Annotated in this window: 14 protein-coding genes; 1 reads left to right on the top strand and 13 read right to left on the bottom strand. The window is 57.1% G+C overall.

Annotation, left to right across the window (positions count from 1 at the left end; genetic code table 11):
* Positions 1-2: 2 nt before the first annotated feature.
* From AC1DUO_RS10915 to AC1DUO_RS10895, 5 genes are read right to left on the bottom strand one after another with little or no spacing between them, the layout of a single operon-like run.
* The gene (locus AC1DUO_RS10915; RefSeq protein ID WP_015690014.1) at positions 3-1637 is read right to left on the bottom strand and encodes a dipeptide ABC transporter ATP-binding protein; all 1635 of its coding nucleotides are present in this window, start codon (positions 1635-1637) and stop codon (positions 3-5) included.
* Entirely contained in the window at positions 1637-2464 is an 828-nt protein-coding gene (locus AC1DUO_RS10910; RefSeq protein WP_013575725.1) for an ABC transporter permease, read from the bottom strand. Before AC1DUO_RS10910 ends, AC1DUO_RS10915 begins: the two co-directional genes overlap by 1 nt.
* Positions 2457-3404, bottom strand: a complete 948-nt coding sequence (locus AC1DUO_RS10905; protein WP_013575726.1) for an ABC transporter permease — start codon at positions 3402-3404, stop codon at positions 2457-2459. The genes AC1DUO_RS10910 and AC1DUO_RS10905 overlap by 8 nt, the downstream gene beginning before the upstream one ends.
* Positions 3405-3419: 15 nt before the next feature.
* Positions 3420-5015 carry an ABC transporter substrate-binding protein gene (locus tag AC1DUO_RS10900; RefSeq protein ID WP_013575727.1) on the bottom strand — a complete coding sequence of 532 codons (1596 nt, stop codon included), beginning with the start codon at positions 5013-5015 and terminating at the stop codon, positions 3420-3422.
* Between the two features lie 2 nt (positions 5016-5017).
* Positions 5018-6334 (bottom strand): M20 family metallopeptidase, encoded by a 1317-nt coding sequence (locus tag AC1DUO_RS10895; RefSeq protein ID WP_013575728.1) that lies wholly within the window; start codon positions 6332-6334, stop codon positions 5018-5020.
* A 77-nt stretch (positions 6335-6411) separates the two neighbouring features.
* Between AC1DUO_RS10895 and AC1DUO_RS10890 the strand changes: the two genes are divergently transcribed.
* A complete protein-coding gene (locus tag AC1DUO_RS10890) occupies positions 6412-7185 on the top strand; it encodes a GntR family transcriptional regulator (protein ID WP_112152613.1) in 774 nt (257 codons plus the stop codon).
* A gap of 606 nt (positions 7186-7791) precedes the next feature.
* On the opposite strand, the gene AC1DUO_RS10885 is transcribed toward AC1DUO_RS10890, so the two are convergent.
* The 8 genes from AC1DUO_RS10885 to AC1DUO_RS10850 all read right to left on the bottom strand — a co-directional run.
* Positions 7792-8691 (bottom strand): LysR family transcriptional regulator, encoded by a 900-nt coding sequence (locus AC1DUO_RS10885; protein WP_013575730.1) that lies wholly within the window; start codon positions 8689-8691, stop codon positions 7792-7794.
* A gap of 7 nt (positions 8692-8698) precedes the next feature.
* A complete protein-coding gene (locus AC1DUO_RS10880) occupies positions 8699-9520 on the bottom strand; it encodes a M55 family metallopeptidase (protein ID WP_013575731.1) in 822 nt (273 codons plus the stop codon).
* 90 nt (positions 9521-9610) lie between these two features.
* Positions 9611-10675 carry a DmpA family aminopeptidase gene (locus AC1DUO_RS10875; RefSeq protein ID WP_119261709.1) on the bottom strand — a complete coding sequence of 355 codons (1065 nt, stop codon included), beginning with the start codon at positions 10673-10675 and terminating at the stop codon, positions 9611-9613.
* Between the two features lie 30 nt (positions 10676-10705).
* Entirely contained in the window at positions 10706-11617 is a 912-nt protein-coding gene (locus AC1DUO_RS10870; RefSeq protein ID WP_013575733.1) for an ABC transporter permease subunit, read from the bottom strand.
* Between the two features lie 9 nt (positions 11618-11626).
* Positions 11627-12547, bottom strand: a complete 921-nt coding sequence (locus AC1DUO_RS10865; protein WP_013575734.1) for an ABC transporter permease subunit — start codon at positions 12545-12547, stop codon at positions 11627-11629.
* A gap of 143 nt (positions 12548-12690) precedes the next feature.
* Positions 12691-14235: a glutathione ABC transporter substrate-binding protein gene (locus AC1DUO_RS10860; RefSeq protein WP_477987304.1), complete on the bottom strand. Its 1545-nt coding sequence runs from the start codon at positions 14233-14235 to the stop codon at positions 12691-12693.
* A 36-nt stretch (positions 14236-14271) separates the two neighbouring features.
* Positions 14272-16140 (bottom strand): ABC transporter ATP-binding protein, encoded by a 1869-nt coding sequence (locus AC1DUO_RS10855; RefSeq protein WP_015690022.1) that lies wholly within the window; start codon positions 16138-16140, stop codon positions 14272-14274.
* Positions 16141-16170: 30 nt separating this feature from the next.
* The coding region (locus AC1DUO_RS10850; RefSeq protein WP_477987302.1) for an enolase C-terminal domain-like protein at positions 16171-16445 on the bottom strand (275 nt) is incomplete at its 5' end.

Below are 16445 nucleotides of genomic sequence, written 5' to 3'. Positions count from 1 at the left end.
TATCAAAGATGTTCTGTGATGGCCTTTTCAGGCGTATGCACCGCTGCCAGCAATGCCTTCGTATAATCGTGACTGGCATGTTGCGCCATAGCCTCGCCCGGCAGCACTTCCAGCAAATCCCCGCGATACATCACCGCCACGCGGTGTGCAATCTGGCGGACCAGGTTCAGATCGTGGGTAATAAACAGATAAGCGGTGCCGTAGCGACGGCGCAGTTCCAGCAATAACTCAATCACCGTCGCCTGCACCGAGACATCGAGTGCGGCAGTGATTTCATCGCAAATCACCAGTTCAGGCGGATGCGCAAACGCACGGGCAATCGCCACGCGCTGCTTCTGTCCACCGGAAAGTTCATGCGGAAAACGCCGGGCGAAACTGGCAGGCAACCGGACATCCTCCAGCAAGCGCGCTACCGCCTGCGCTTCGTTTTCACCCTCTGGCAAACCGTACAGCCGCAACGGACGGGCGATGATCTCACCGATACGCTGACGCGGATTGAGTGAGGCGTCAGGATGCTGGAAAATCATCTGCACACGGCGGCGATAGTCTTTATCCATTTCGGCGCGGCCAGACAGGTTGTAACCGTTAAAATCCACTTTGCCGCTGAACGGCACCAGACCGGTCAGTGCTTTTGCCAGCGACGATTTACCGGAGCCGGACTCCCCCACCACGCCGACGATTTCCCCGCGATGCACTGTCAGGCTGACATCCGACGCAGCACGGGTTTTACCGTTTTCACGGCGCAGAAGTCGATCCAGCAAACCGTGACGACCATAATCAATATTGATGTTTTGCAGGCTAAGCAGCGGCTGCGCTGACACCGGAGTGGCATCTGTCAGACGATGCGCGGGATCCGGCACTGCGGCTACCAGCTTTTGTGTGTAAGCATGTTGTGGCGAAAGGAACAGCGTGCGCGCGGTGGCCTGTTCAACAATGTGACCTTTTTCCAGCACACAGACGCGGTCTGCCACCGCTGACACCAGCGCCAGATCGTGCGAGATGTACAGCGAGGCAACGCCGGTTTCCTCACGCAGACGGGCGAACAACGCCAGAATTTGTGCCGAACTGATGACATCAAGTGCCGTGGTCGGTTCATCGAAAATCAGACATTGCGGCTCGCAGGCAAAGGCCGTGGCGATCAGTACACGTTGTTTTTCACCACCGGACACCTGATGCGGATAACGCTTCATCATTGCCGCCGGATTTTTCAGCTCGACGTGGCTGAGCAACTGAATGCCCAGCTCCAGCGCCTGCCTGGCATCCAGCCCGCGATGGCGGATCAGCACTTCGGTGATCTGTTCGCCGAGGGTCAGTGTCGGATTCAGCGAAGCTCCCGGATCCTGAAAAATCATGCCCAGCTTGCCGCCGCGCAGGTTTTCAAGTTGTGGCGCAGACATCTGGCATAAATCCTCACCCGCCAGCAGAATGCGCCCGCTGCGTTCCCGCGCATTGGCAGCCATGTAGCGCATAACCGACCAGCCCAGCGTGGTTTTACCCGAACCGGATTCCCCGACCAGCCCGACCACTTCACCGCGCTGCACACTGAGTGAAATGTCCTGCAAAACCTGCAACGGCTCTGACTGAGGCAGCAGGTAGTCGAGGCTGTAATTTTCTATGGCTAATACGGCGTCGCTCATCAGTGGCTCCTCGGGTTAAGCGCATCGCGCAGGCCATCGCCCAGCAGGTTAAAACCAATCGCCACCAGCGCGATCGCCACCCCCGGGATCAGCATCATCCATGGCGCGTTAAAGAAATATGCACGGGCTTCCGACACCATCAGTCCCCATTCCGGCTCAGGCGGTTGTGCGCCGAGGCCGAGGAAACTCAGTGTGGCAAATAACATGATGGCGAAGGCCACGCGGATAGTGGCTTCCACGATGATTGGCGCGACAATATTGGGCAGCATTTCACGCAAAATGATGTAGTGCGTGGCTTCACCACGGGCAATCGCCGCGCTGACGTAATCCTGCTGACGCGCTGCCAGCGAGACGCTGCGGGCGATGCGCACCATGCCGGGCACAAATGCGATAGTGATCGCCAGTACAGCATTGAAGCTGCTCTGACCGAGAGTGCTGACAATCAGCAGCGCGAACAACAGGCTCGGGATCGACATTACCGCATCCATAGTGCGCATAATCGCTTCGTCCGTTTTGCCGCCCAGATAGGCGCTGGCGGTGCCAATCACCGCGCCAGTGACCATCGACATTAATGTCGCCAGCAGTGACAGCACTATCGTGGCGCGCGCACCGACCATCACGCGGCTGAAAATATCGCGTCCGAGCTGATCGGTACCGAACCAGTGTTCTGCCGAGGGGGCTTTGTACCGCGCCAGAATCGAAATCGATTCCGGATCATAAGGCGCGATATGCGCCCCGCCGCACACCATCAGCGCAGCCACCACTAAGATAAATAACCCGACAGCGCCCTGCGGCGAACGGATTAAATGCTTCATCACATCACGCATAACTGATCCGTTTATCGAGGAAAACATAGGCCAGATCGGCCAGGAAATTGACGATGGAATAGGTCGCGGCAAGGATCAGCACCCCGGCCTGAATGGTCGGTAAATCCCGCGCCTGAACAGCGACGATCAGTTCACGGCCAATCCCCGGAATGGCGAAAATCTCTTCCACCACCACGATACCGCCGAGCAGATAACCGACATCAAGCGCCACAATGGTGATGGTCGGCAGCAGGCCGTTACGCAACGCGTGCCGCCACAAAATCCTGCGGCGCGACAACCCTTTGAGATGTGCCGCGCGGATATAATCGGTCTGCAACACATCGACCATCTCCGAGCGCACCATGCGTGAAACGTGCGCCACCAGTATCATTGCCACCGTCACCGACGGCAGGATCAGATGGCTGATGCCTCCCCGGAAGTCCTCCGTCAGCGGTACATAACCGGTGGCGGGCAGGATTTGCCAGACATCGGCAAACAGCAGCAATAACAGTGTGGCGGTCACAAATTCCGGAAATGAAATGCCGACATACGACAGCACGCTGACCAGCATATCGGCCAGTTTCCCGCGCCGGACCGCCGCCCAGATCCCGAGTGGAATCGCGACAACCAGCATCAGCAACAGCGCGCACACTGCCAGCAGCAGGGAGCGCCCCAGTGCCGCCATAATGGTGGGTGCCACCGGCAAACCGTTACGCATCGACACACCGAAATCACCGTGCAGCACGCCGCGCAGCCAGTGCCAGTATTGCAGCCAGGCCGGATCATTTAGCCCGAGACGCGCACGCACGGCGGCCAGCGCTTGCGGCGTGGCGTTCTGCCCCAGCAGGGTGACGGCGGCATCCGCCGGTAACAATTGCGTAATGCCAAAAACCAGCAGCGACACCACCAGCAGGGTGTAAATCACCAGCATGAAACGTTTGAACAAATAACTCGCCGTCACTGTCAATGCCCCCTGTTATTTTCGGGTCGGGGCTTTCGCCGTCAGCCACACATGATCAAGACGGAACACCGCACCACGCGGATGCAGCTGATAACCGGCAACATAATCGCGCCCTGCCGCCAGCAAATCGAAGAACGCCGGAATGAGTGACGGCACTTGATCGTGCATCAGTTTTTGCGCCTTGCCGTACAGTTCGGTGCGTTTTGCCGGATCCGCTGTTTCACGCGCGGCTTTCACTGCGGTATCAAATTCAGTGTTATTCCAGCGGGTTTCGTTCCAGGAGGCCGTCGAGGTGTAAAGCAGGGAGAAAACGGCATCCGGCGTTGGCTGCATGTTGTAGAAGCCGACGTAAAAATTGCCTTTTTTCCACACCTGATCGAGATAAGTGCTGTGTGCCATCGTCTGCACATTAATGCGAAAACCACCCGGTTTGGCCATTTCGCGCAACGCAATTCCAAGCTGGGTGCGGGTGGACGGTTTGTCGGAAGCGATCAGCGTCAGATCTAATCCGTCGGGATAACCGGCATCTTTCAGCAACGCTTTGGCTTTGGCGTAATCCGGTTCTTTGAGGGGTTCGTTCAGGTAATACGGATAGGCCGTGTTGAGCGGCGTATCATTACCTGCCGTGCCGTAGCCTTCGGCAACAAAATCCACAGTAGCTTTGCGATCCACACACAGCGCCAGCGCCTGACGGACGCGCACATCGTTAAACGGTTTGGTGTCACACCCCATATTCACGTTGAGGAACTGACCGGACGACACGCGCAGCGGCACGATGCCGGAGGATTTTGACAGGCGGGCAAATTCAGTAGAGGCGGCGGAAAGCATCAGATCGGTGTCACCGGCAATCAGCGCCGAGCCTTCTGCAATGGCATCCGGATAGACCACCACTTCAACGCGGTCCAGATGCGGACGGGACGGATCGTAATAATGCGGATTGCGCTCAACAACAATCAGGCGTTCAGGCTCAAACGACACCAGTTTAAACGGTCCGGTGCCGATGGCCTCTTTGCTCAGGCGTTCTGGCTGGCCGCCCGCAATCGCTGCGGGAATAATTTTGGCATCGGGATACGCCAGCATCACCGGCAGATCGGCGTACGGACCGTCGGTGCCAATCACTACCGTATCGGCATCCGGCGCGGTGACGGTTTTGATCGGGCCAATATTGTGTTGCCCCGGTGAAGCATTTTTCGGGTCGAGAATGGCATTCAGGCTGGCCACCACATCGGCGGAGGTACAGGCAGAACCGTCGTGAAAGCTGAGGTTTTTACGCAGGGTAAAGGTCCACTGCGTCAGGTCGTCGCTGGCTTTCCAGGATTCGGCCAGATCCGCTTCAGCTTTCATGTCCTGCGTCAGACGGGTCAGCCCGCTGTACAGCAACTCAGCCAGCAGATATTCCGGATTGACGCGCGCCTGCTGCGGATTAAGCATACCGGCGGCCTGATCTACGCTGATGCGCAGCACCCCGCCCTTGCGCGGTGAACCGCTGGCGTCCGTGGCGCTGGAAACGGCAGCGGCGACATTGCCCGACCACGGCAACATCGCCGCGCCGGTGAGAATGGTGGATCCTGCGATAAACTGACGGCGGTTAACGCCTTTCATTGCACACATTATTAAACCCTCTCTGCTGAATTCGAAAAGCCCTGGGTTGGCGAATTTTCTGTCGGAGTAAAATCAGAAGCTAAATAAGCAAGAATTGACTGCGATAACGCGACGACGTCCTGCATCGTTGTGTATTCGTCCGATGCATGGATACGGTTTTCCGGCCGGGCGAGCCCGCCGAGTAAAATTTCCTGAATGCCTGCCTGCTGAACCCAGCCCATGTCGGAACTGGTGGAAGAACCCCAGACAGCGAAATCGTTTGCGTGGAAGCCAAAACCCTGACTGAGCGCCGCAAGCCAGCGCGGCCAGTGCGGACCGGTCGGATCGCTGACCGGAGCCAGATGGCCGATCAGGTGATATTCCACCGCCAGCGCCGCAGAATCTTTCATCGCCTGCCCGATACAATCCGTGAGTTCTTTAAAGACGGTTTCGAACGGTTCTTCCGGCGAATAGCGGCGGTTAACCAGCAGTTCAAAGCGTGCGGGCAGGGTTGAACCTTTGCCACCCCCTTGCGCGGCAGCCAGCGTGAGACGTGATGTGAGCGGACGTCCTTCGAAATGAGGGGGTGCAGGCATGGCGGAAGCGCGCTGTTCAACGTCACGTTTGAGCGTGTGCAGCGCATTCATCAGCGGCAGGCTTTCTTCAATGGCATTGATGCCCCCGACCGGATCGCCGGAGTGCGCCGACCGGCCGGTGATACAAATTTTGAGGTCGATGCTGCCGAAACAGCCGCCCCAGATACGCGGTACCGCCCCGCCGTTAAAGCTGAGCATGTGGCCGGAGAATAATTTTTGCTCCGCCAGATAGCGCACACCGGGGTACAGACCACCTTCTTCATCGGTACACAACAGCAGAACCGGATTGAATTTCAGCGCCAGCCCGTGACGTTGCGCAGCGCGAATTGCCGCGAGCGCCGCCACAATCGTGCCTTTCATGTCTGCCGCGCCGCGACCGATCAGTTTGCCATCAGCCTGCGTCAGCGTCAGTGGCGGGTAATTCCAGCCATCGCCCGCCGGAACAGTATCGACGTGAAAATAGAGATTACAGGCTTCGGCGGCGCTGCCCGGCAAGGTAGCAATCACATTCACCCGTTCGCCCTGCGCACTGCCGTCCGGCGTTTGCCACAAGTTTTCCGGCACGCTGACGCGCTCACAGACAAACCCCATCGGCTCCAGCAGAGATTCCATCAGGCTGGCAAATGCCGGATAACCGGTGCCCGGCGGGAAGCAGGTATCTACTGCCAGCATCTGGCTGAGATCCTGTAAAATGGCGGTTTCGTCCTGCCGGATGGAGTCCAGCGCAATTTGCAAACTTCCTTCGCACGACATGCTATACTCGCTTTATTCTATTTCTATATAGTTTATAGATAAAGCAGATGCCCGTTCAGGTCAATAGGTAATCAGGCATGACACAACAAAATAAAGCAGAGCAGGACGCTTCCCCTTTTGGCCGGTTAAGCGAAAGGGAATCCGCGCCGTTATATGAAGTGGTGAAACGTCACATCAGCGAATCCATTCTGATTGGCGAGCTGCCGCCGGGTACGGTTTTGCCGAGCGAAAATGCGCTGGCGGCAGACTTCGGGGTTTCGGTGGGAACGGTACGCAAAGCGCTTTCGGCGCTAACGACAGAAGGCATGCTGATGCGGCGTCGCAAGACCGGCACCGTGGTCACTGGCTGGGCACCGCTGCACAATCTCAGTTATTTCTTTCAGTATTTCCGCCTGCATGGCCGCGACGGTGCGTTACTGAATTCCGAGACGATTTTGCTCGATCATCAGACCGGCCAGGCCAGCGCCCGTGAAGCCGAAAAGCTGCAAATCGACGACGGCGCACCGGTTATCCGCATCCGCCGTTTACGCCGGGTTAAAGGCATTCCCGCCATGCATGAACGGCTGGTATTACCGGCCGAACGCCTGCCGGACTTCCCCGCAGCGGATGATTTACCGCCGCTGCTTTACCGTTTTCTGCTGGAAAAATACGGGGTCCGCGTGGCGGCCGTGCGCGAGCAGTTGATCGCCGAAATGGCCGATGCCGACGACCTGAAATGGCTGGAACTCGAGGCCCCGCACGCAGTGATGGTGATCGACGAAGTGTCGTTTGATCAAAGCGCCGTGCCGGTGATCATGGCGCACCACAGGTTCAGCACCGATCACTTTATGTATGTGAATGAGATCCGGTAGTGGCAGGGGGGCGGTGGCAACGGGGGCGCTTTAAAATCAACTTCAACTTCAAGGTCGTGGGCTCGCCGCCCACACTGGCCCAGAGGACGCGTAAGCGCGCGCCCTCTGGACTCCCGCGCTTTTTCACTGCGCGCTTCGCTGGCTGGCTATGTTTCAGGTATCACCGCGACAGGCTGGAAATCTTGCCGCTGCGCGGTACCTTCTCTCGGTCCTGGAGCCTTGGGTCTCCAGGCCGCTCCGTTCAGCAAGATTTCTGAATCGCCCGTACGATCTTAAATTCAAGGGCAGACAGTTTTAAGATTTCAACATCAGTCAGGTTGTGAATTAAGAGCCTGAGGCCGGTTCCAAAATACCGCCGGACGAGAGGTGGAAAACCGCGCATCTTTTTGCGCGGGTTGTAACCCGATGGGAGGGAACCGCGCAGCGGCGGGATTTTGCGGCTATCGCTGCGGCTTATGGAACATAGTCAGCGAGCGGAGCGCGCAGTGAAAGAGCCCGGGGGGTCTTGGGGGGCGGCGGCGATAAGCCGTCCCCCAAGTCGGTGTGGGCCGACGCCCACGACCTTGAATTTGAATTTGAATTTGAATTTGAATTTGAAATTAAAAACTAAACGGGATCGAAAGGCACTCCTTTCAACTCCCCCACTTTCCGCTTAATCAGTTGTCTGAGCCTGAGCGCCGCCTGCGACGCCGGTTGATCCCGGCGGCTCAGCAAAATCACCTCAAACGGCAGGGGTTCCACTACCGCCACGATCTTCAGTTGATCAACATACCGCCGGGCGGTAAACGTATCGACCACGCCGACACCGCCGCCTGCCAGCACCATGTCGGCGATCACCGAGTAGGTTTTGATGAACAACGCAGAATGCGGCATCAGACCGTTTTCGCGCAGGACGCGGTTGAGCACCTGCCCCAGCGGATCCTGCTGCTGCAACATCAGCAGATCGTTTTCACACAGCCACGCCAGCGTTACCGGCCCTTCGACCGGGGAATCTTTGGGCAGGAGCGCGACCATATTGGCCTGATAGATCGACTCAGCAACCAGTTCCTGCGTGGCCTGCTCGCCAAATGCCAGCGCGAAATCCATTTTGTATTGCAGCAAGTCCTGACTCAGCGTGTTGAAATGTCCGGTCACCAGTTCGACGCTGCCGCCGGGCGTCTGACGGCGGAAATCCACCAGTACCGGCGCCATCACGCTGTGTCCGAGGGCGTGTGCCGAACCAATGCGCACATGCTGGCCTTCGCCCTGACGTAACTGTTCCGCCAGCTCACCGATGGCCTGAATATGGCTGAATAACGCTTCGACTTCCGGCATTAACCGCCGCCCTTCCGGCGTCACAATCAGCCCCTGCGGTGTACGGTCAAACAGCGTGAAACCCAGTTGCTGCTCAGCGTGATTCAGCACGCGGCTGACATTCGGCTGCGACACGTTGAGCAGGCGCGCCGCGCCGCTGACGCTGCCCGCCTGTAACACGGCCTGAAACACTTCGATGTGGCGTAAGCGCATTGCTGCCCTATTTCTGCGTGATGGCTAAGTACGAGAAAGCACTTAACAGGCTGATAATATTAGCAACGGTCGGGCTGTGATAACCGACGGTGACGGCATCGAGACGTTCAACGCCGGGGATCAGACAAAATAAATCTGCCAGGACCGGTTTGGCGGTCATCAGCTCAAGATGATAAGGCGCGCTGAATCTTCCGGCAGTGAGCGGCGCAGGTTTGCTGACGGCAATGGTCGCCTGTTTACGGATTTTGGCACAGGCAATCGACGGGCTGTCGGATTCGGCGGCATTGGCGGAAATCGCCCGTTTGACGCAGACATATTGCGATTCAGGGTAATAGCGGCGGATCCAGGTTTCGAGGTGATCGTCGCCGGTCACCAGCCATAACGGCACGTTGAGTTCCGCACCGGCAGCGGCGTATAAGTCGCTTTCGCCGACCACGTTGCCGTTGAGTTTAACGCGGTAAAAAGCGCGGCCATTGATGGTGTGCGCCAGTACACCGTTTTCGCCTGCGGCAGTGTGATAGCCGACAAACATCAGGCCGTCGTATTGCTGTTGTTGCAGCCCTTCGACCATCGATAAACCACGCGGTTTACCCTGTACCAGCCTGGCTCGCGGGTCGATTTTATCGGCGCGCAGGTTTTGCATCATCGCGTGGCTGTCAGCCACCGTCACTTCCATCGCGCCACCAGCAAAAGCGCCGTCGATGGCGGCGTTAACTTCGCCTTCCATCAGTGCACGGGCGGCCTCGTAATCTGAATTCCCCGGGCTGCACTGCTCAGGACGCATGACACCCGCAATACCTTCAATGTCCGCAGAGATAAACACTTTCATCAGTCGTTCCCTTTTTGGTTTGGTTACCAGACGGAGGCTAAACCCACACCCCATCCCAGCCTTCCCCTCGTGAGAGGGGAAGGAGCCAGGCTAGTTCGCCAGATTATCTAATACTTCACTCAACCCCGGCCGGTAATGTCCGTCGAATCCGCAAACGGTTTCAGCACTCAGTAAGGCATCAATAATAGCGTGTTCTGTGGCGTCTGCCGCCAGTGCCAGTAAAGGCTCAAGTTCGGCATCCGGTAATGTGACACCGTCACGTTTCGTCGAAAATGCCAGCGCGATATCCCCTGAGCCATGCCCCCAGTAACTGCCCAGACGCCCTAACCCGGCACCGGCGCGTTTGGCAATGCGTCCGAGCTGGCGGCTGTCAAGATAGCAATCGCAGGCCATCACAATAATCACCGAACCGGCGTCCACCTGCGGCGCCAGTTGCGGCAGGATTTGGGCGATGGCTTCGCCGGCACGCACGCCGTCAAGCGTCAGCTCAGAGAGTTTGCCGAAGTTCGCCAGCACCAGTACGCCTAATGTCGCGTTTAGCGTTTCGCACCAGCGCGAGGCGGTGCCGATCCCGCCTTTTAAGCCAAAGCTGCTCATGCCACGTCCGGCACCCACGCTGCCACGGGCGAAGGTTTTTGTCGCGCTGTCGAGTGCGGTCAGCGCGTCGTCTTCACTCACTGCCATCGCCTGAATATCATTAAGATAGAAATCATTGCACTCGAGGATAACCGGATTGATGGTGGCATCAGGACGGCCAATCTGCGGAAATTGCTGACAGCTGCGTTTCACCAGCGCATTAAATAACGTGCCGGTGGCGAAGGTATTGCTGAGCAGTACCGGCGTTTGCAGCTCGCCCAACTCCATCACCTGAATCAGCCCCATCGGTTTGCCGAAACCGTTTAACACCGCCACGCCACAGGGCAACGGCTTTTCATACAGATCGTCGCCGGGCGGCACGATGGCGGTGACGCCGGTCTGCACATCTCCGGCGGCCAGCGTGCTGTGTCCGACAGTCACGCCGGTCACATCAGTCAGTGAATTGGTGGCACCGCACGGGAAGCGCGGGCGGAAAATCTGGCGCGACCTGCGCCAGCGTTGCAGCAAGGCGGACAACGCCTGCTGCTGAAATTCATCTTCATGTTGTTGCGGATGCATCAGTTTTCCGTTTCAGCTGTTCGGTGACTATTACTTTTTCAGTTTAGGATCCAGCGTGTCACGCAGCGCGTCGCCGAGCAGATTAAATGCCAGAACCGTGAGGAATATCGCCAGCCCCGGGAACACGCTGACGTTCCATTTGCCCGCCATCATCATATTACGGCTCATCGCCAGAATATTGCCCCACTCCGGCACATCCGGTTCCGGCCCCAGACCGATAAAACTCAGGCTGGCTGCGGTCAGGATACTGGTGCCAATACGCATGGTGAAATAGACGATGACGTTTGAGAGCGTGCCCGGCAGGATATGACGCAAAATCACCACCCTGTCCGGCGCGCCGACGCAGCGAACTGCTTCGACATAGGCGCTTTGTTTAATCGATAACGTAGCAGCGCGCACGATGCGGGCAAACACCGGCACGCTGAATACCGCGACCGCGATGATCACGTTGTTCAGCCCCGGACCGAGAATAGCCACGACTGCAATGGCCAGCAACATGCCCGGAAAAGCGAACAGCACGTCGGAACCGCGCATGATCAGCATATCCAGCCAGCGGCCGTAATATCCGGCCAGCAGCCCGAGTAACACACCGGCAATCATGCCGAGCGTGACCGAAAAAATACCGACATAAAGGGAGATACGCGCACCATAAATGATGCGGCTGAGGACATCGCGACCTAAGTCGTCGGTGCCGAACCAGTGTTCCGGCGTCGGACCGACACCGAGTGCCATCCAGTCTGGTGTCATCGGGTCAAAAGGTGCCAGCCACGGCGCGAACACCGCAACAAGCACCAGCAGCAGGATAAATCCGCCGGAGACCAGCGCCATCGGATGACGGATAAAGGTGTGAAAAAAGTCGTACCACGGCGAGCGGATATCATCGTTTTGCGAGGCTACCGCAGCCGCTTGGATTTCTCCCGGAGGAGAGACAGGATCGGTCATGAGCAGCTCCTAACGCAGACGGATAGCAGGATTGACCACCGCGTACAGCAGATCAACCAGCAGGTTTATCAGAATAAATTCAAACACGAACAGCATGACCAGTGCCTGAATCACCGGCTGATCCTGCGTTTTGATGGATTCGATCAGTAACCAGCCCAGCCCCGGCCAGCTGAACACGCTTTCGACAATGATCGAGCCACCGAGCAGGAAGCCAAATTGCAGGCCAAGCATGGTGATAATCGGGATCAGCGCATTACGCATGATGTGTTTCCACGTCACCAGACGCGCGCGTAATCCTTTGGCGTTGGCGGTGCGCACATAATCTTCCTGCGCCACATCGAGAAATGCTGAGCGGGTGAAACGCGCCATGACTGCCGCCACCGAGGAACCCAGAGTGATCGCCGGTAAGATAATGTCAGCGGGCTGATTAAATCCGCTGACGGCAAATATCCCGAACGGCATGGCGACAAACTGGATAAGCAACAATCCGAGCCAGAATGGCGGCATGGAAATGCCGCCGACCGCCATGCTCATCAGCGTCCAGTCCTGCCATTTTCCACGTTTGAGCGCAGACACCACGCCAATCACCAGCCCCAGCACCACTGACCAGGCAAAGCCCGCCAGCGCCAGCAGCAATGTCGGCATAAACCCGCTTTCAATCACACTTAACACCGGCTGACGCGTGCGGTAAGTGGTGCCCAGATCGCCGTGAATCATGCCGTCCAGCCAGTGCCAGTACTGCGCAGGCAGCGGATCATTCAGACCAAGCAGTTGCCGTGCTGACTCAACCGCCTCAACCGGCGCATCCTGACCGGCGTAAATACGCGCAGGGTCACCCGGCAGCAGCTTGATAAAGCCGAAAACCAGTAATGACACCACCAGTAAAACGGGGATCATTTCCAGTATCCGGCGGATAAAATAGGTCAGCATAAAAGTGATTCCCTGAATTCCGTAAACTCCCTCCCCTGCGAAGGGGAGGGTTGGGGTGGGGTATTAATGGCAACTCTGAATCTGAAGTTGCCTGCTAAACCCCCTCCCAGCCTCCCCCTTCGCAGGGGGAGGAGCAAAAAAAATTACTTAAACTGTGCCTGATTAAAAATCAGTGAGCCGTCGGCCAGCATGTAGACGCCGGAAAGGTCTTTGCTCTTACCGACCAGGTTGTCCGGCACGCCGAGATAGGCCACCGGCGCATCTGCCCACAGCAGTTTTTGCGCATCGGCATAGGCGGCTTTACGTTTTTCCACATCAGCCGTTTGCAGACCGGCGGTGATCGCCGCATCAACCTGCTTGTTGCTGTAATAAGAGACGTTATAGGCAGAAGGGATCCAGGATTCGGTGGCAAACAGCGGACGCAACGCCCAGTCTGCATCGCCGGTAGAGGCCGACCATGCGCCGTAGTACATTTCCACTTTGGCATCCGCCGGTTTCGGTGTGCTCCACAGACGCTGGTTAAGCGAACCGGAATCCATCGGCACCAGTTTCACGCGCACGCCGATCAGTGAAAGTTGTTGTTTCAGGAACTGCGCACTGCGGATACGGTCGGTTTTGTTCGAGCTCCACATTTCAACGTCGAAGCCCTTCTCGTAACCGGCTTCTTTCATCAGCGCTTTGGCTTTAGCGATGTTATAGCTGTAATCCGGCGTGGTTTGTTTCTGMTAGAACTGAACGTTTTTCGGCAGCGGCGAGGTGGACGGCGAACCCAGACCGGCGAAACCGACTTTCAGCCACAGATTACGGTCGATAGCGTAGTTAATCGCCTGACGGACACGCACGTCAGAGAACTCTTTTTTCTGCGTATTGAAGGCGATGTAATACAGATAGATGCCCGGATCCTGCGCAATATCCAGCTTCGGATCGCTCTTCACGGTATCCACCAGATCGGACGGCAGCGGATACACCGCGTCCACGCCGCCGGACTTCAGTTTCGCCACCTGCGTGGAATCTTCCGGCGTTGGGTAAAGCGTGACGGAATCTACTTTCGGCCAGCCTTTCTGCCAGTAGTTGTCGTATTTCACCAGTTTGACGTCTTTACCCTGCTGCCATTCCACAAACTTAAACGGACCGGTGCCGACCGGATGCACACTCAGATCCTGTTCGTTCGGGTATTGCTTTAACGAAGCCGGGCTGTGCATCACCGCCGACGGGTGCGCCAGGGTGTTGATCATCGCGCCAAACGGTTTGTTGAGGGTGATTTTTACCTGATACGGACTGACCACATCAACGGATTTGATCATGCTGAACAGCGAGTTACGTTTCAGATGATTGGCCGGATTGGCCAGCCGATCCAGGTTGGCTTTTACCGCATCAGCATTGAACGGCGTGCCGTCCTGGAAAGTCACATCGTGGCGAAGATTAACGGTGAATTCGGTCGCATCGCTGTTACTGGTGTAATCCGTCGCCAGCACCGGCACAACGGCCATTTTGCTGTCGAACTGGAACAGGCGTTCAAAAATACCGCTCTGAATGGAATAGCTCAGCGTATCTGTGGTGTCGTGCGGGTCAAAACCGGTCACGTCGGCATACATGGAAATACGCAGATCTTTGGCCTGAGCCGACGCCGCAAAACAAAGCGCCAGTCCGGCGGCAAGCAGGCTTTTACGCACTAAGGTCGAATGCATGGTGTTCTCCTGTGTGTCCCAAAAAAGAATGTTGAGTTATCCCTGTGCAACCCAGTGATGTTCACTGACGCGGGAATATTTGAGTTTTTCTATCTGTACACCCGCCGGATGCACCGGCGATTTCACTTCCACATCATCAAAATTGCGTAAAACACGTTGCGTCGGATCCGCCACCGGTACCGAACTGAGCAGGCGTTGGGTATATGGGTGTTTAGGGTTGCTAAACACGGCATCACGCGGGCCAATCTCGACAATCTGTCCGCTGTACATCACCGCCACCCGGTTGGCGATCCGCTCCACCACCGCCATGTCATGTGAAATAAACAGCCAGGCAACACCGGTATCACGCTGAAGATCCATCATCAGATTGACCACCTGCGCCTGAATCGATACATCCAGCGCAGACACGGCCTCGTCGGCAATAATCACCTGTGGCTGCAATGCCATGGCACGCGCGATGGCAATACGCTGACGTTGCCCGCCGGAGAATTCGTGCGGATAGCGCCGCGCATGGAAAGGTTCAAGTCCGACACTTTTCAGCAGCTGATTGACCACCGGCGTGGCATCAGCCAGAGACTTTTTCAGGCCATGCAGTAATAAAGGTTCGGCAATGGAAAACCCGACGGTCAGACGCGGATTGAGCGAGGCGTAGGGATCCTGAAACACCATCTGGATCTGACGACGGACAGCCTGAAACGGGGTGTCGCGCATCAGGGTAATTTCTTTACCTTCGAGGTGAATGCTTTCGGATTCGCTGCCCACCAGCCGCAAAATCGCGCGACCGGTAGTGGATTTGCCGCAACCGCTCTCGCCTACCAGTGCCAGCGTTTCGCCCGGCCAGATAGAGAAGTCGATTTGTTCCACGGCGTGAACTTCTTTGGTCACGCGTGACAACACGCCGGAGCGGATCGGGTAACAGACACGCAATCCGCGCACATCGAGCAACGGCGGCGCATCGTAGTTGGCGGTTTTCTGATCGCCATCACCCGCTGAAATGTGAGGATGATCACCTGCAACCGATTGCTTTTCTGGCGAAATATTTTGGCCAGTTTTATCTCTTAACAGCGGGAAGCGGCGCGGCCATTTCAGCCCCTGCATGTCGCCCAGTTTCGGTACGGCGGCCAGCAAGGCGCGGGTATAAGGATGCTGTGCGTTGGCGAAAATTTCCGTCACACTGCCCTGCTCCACCACCTGGCCCTGATACATCACCACCACCCGATCGGCAATTTCCGCCACCACGCCCATGTCATGGGTGATAAACAGAACCGACATATCGGTGCCCTGTTGCAGGTCGCGCAGAATTTGCAGGATACGCGCCTGTACCGTGACATCCAGCGCCGTCGTGGGTTCGTCGGCAATCAGCAGCGCCGGATCGCAGGCCAGCGCCTGCGCAATCATCACGCGCTGACGCATGCCGCCGGAAAGTTCATGCGGGTAACATTTAAGGATACGTTCAACGTCAGGAATACGAACCTGTTTCAGCAGCTCGCGGGCTTTGTTCAGCGCCGTGGCTTTATTCGCCATGCCGTGATCCAGCAGCCCTTCGGTAAGCTGATCGCCTACACGCAGCACCGGATTGAGCGAGGTCATCGGCTCCTGAAAAATCATCGACATTTCCTGGCCGCGCAGTTTGCGGCGCGATTCTGCCGACAGCGACGTCAGGGTATGACGTTTGCCGTTACGGCCAAAAAATTCGATACTTCCCGCATCGACGTGCGCCGAATCCGGCAGCAAACCCATGACACTCAGTGAAGTGACGGACTTACCGGATCCGCTTTCGCCCACCACCGCCACCACTTCACCTTTATTAATAGAGAAGGAAACGCCTTTCAGCGCCTGCGTTTTGCCTTGCCGGCCGGAAAATGTCACCGACAAATCGTTAATCTGCAAAATGGGCACTGTCATCAATAAACGCCTCCTTTATAAGTTGAACTGTTAAAGCCAGACTTCACCGTTTTCATAGCGCAATGCCGGTTCAGCGTCCTGCGCCAGCCAGATCGGGCCATCAAGATCGACACGTTCCGCCTGCACCGCTACCGGCAGCGCCGCCTCCATCGCAATGGATGAGCCCAGCATGCAACCGACCATAATGCGCAGATTGAACTGCCGAGCCACATCGGTCATGGCCAGCGCTTCTGTCAGGCCACCACATTTGTCGAGCTTGATATTGATCATCTCGTAACGGTCGCGCAGCCCTGCAATATCCGCAC

The sequence above is a fragment of the Rahnella sp. P4_A8 genome (assembly GCF_056402435.1).
Note: the sequence above shows the minus strand (reverse complement) of the source record. Positions and strands in the feature narration are given on the sequence as shown.

Bases quoted from the DNA above. Each gene is read 5' to 3' on its own strand.
- AC1DUO_RS10915 (WP_015690014.1), bottom strand. From the start codon at position 1,637: ATGAGCGACGCCGTATTAGCCATAGAAAATTACAGCCTCGACTACCTG.
- AC1DUO_RS10910 (WP_013575725.1), bottom strand. From the start codon at position 2,464: ATGCGTGATGTGATGAAGCATTTAATCCGTTCGCCGCAGGGCGCTGTC.
- AC1DUO_RS10900 (WP_013575727.1), bottom strand. From the start codon at position 5,015: ATGTGTGCAATGAAAGGCGTTAACCGCCGTCAGTTTATCGCAGGATCC.
- AC1DUO_RS10895 (WP_013575728.1), bottom strand. From the start codon at position 6,334: ATGTCGTGCGAAGGAAGTTTGCAAATTGCGCTGGACTCCATCCGGCAG.
- AC1DUO_RS10890 (WP_112152613.1), top strand. From the start codon at position 6,412: ATGACACAACAAAATAAAGCAGAGCAGGACGCTTCCCCTTTTGGCCGG.
- AC1DUO_RS10885 (WP_013575730.1), bottom strand. From the start codon at position 8,691: ATGCGCTTACGCCACATCGAAGTGTTTCAGGCCGTGTTACAGGCGGGC.
- AC1DUO_RS10880 (WP_013575731.1), bottom strand. From the start codon at position 9,520: ATGAAAGTGTTTATCTCTGCGGACATTGAAGGTATTGCGGGTGTCATG.
- AC1DUO_RS10875 (WP_119261709.1), bottom strand. From the start codon at position 10,675: ATGCATCCGCAACAACATGAAGATGAATTTCAGCAGCAGGCGTTGTCC.
- AC1DUO_RS10870 (WP_013575733.1), bottom strand. From the start codon at position 11,617: ATGACCGATCCTGTCTCTCCTCCGGGAGAAATCCAAGCGGCTGCGGTA.
- AC1DUO_RS10865 (WP_013575734.1), bottom strand. From the start codon at position 12,547: ATGCTGACCTATTTTATCCGCCGGATACTGGAAATGATCCCCGTTTTA.
- AC1DUO_RS10855 (WP_015690022.1), bottom strand. From the start codon at position 16,140: ATGACAGTGCCCATTTTGCAGATTAACGATTTGTCGGTGACATTTTCC.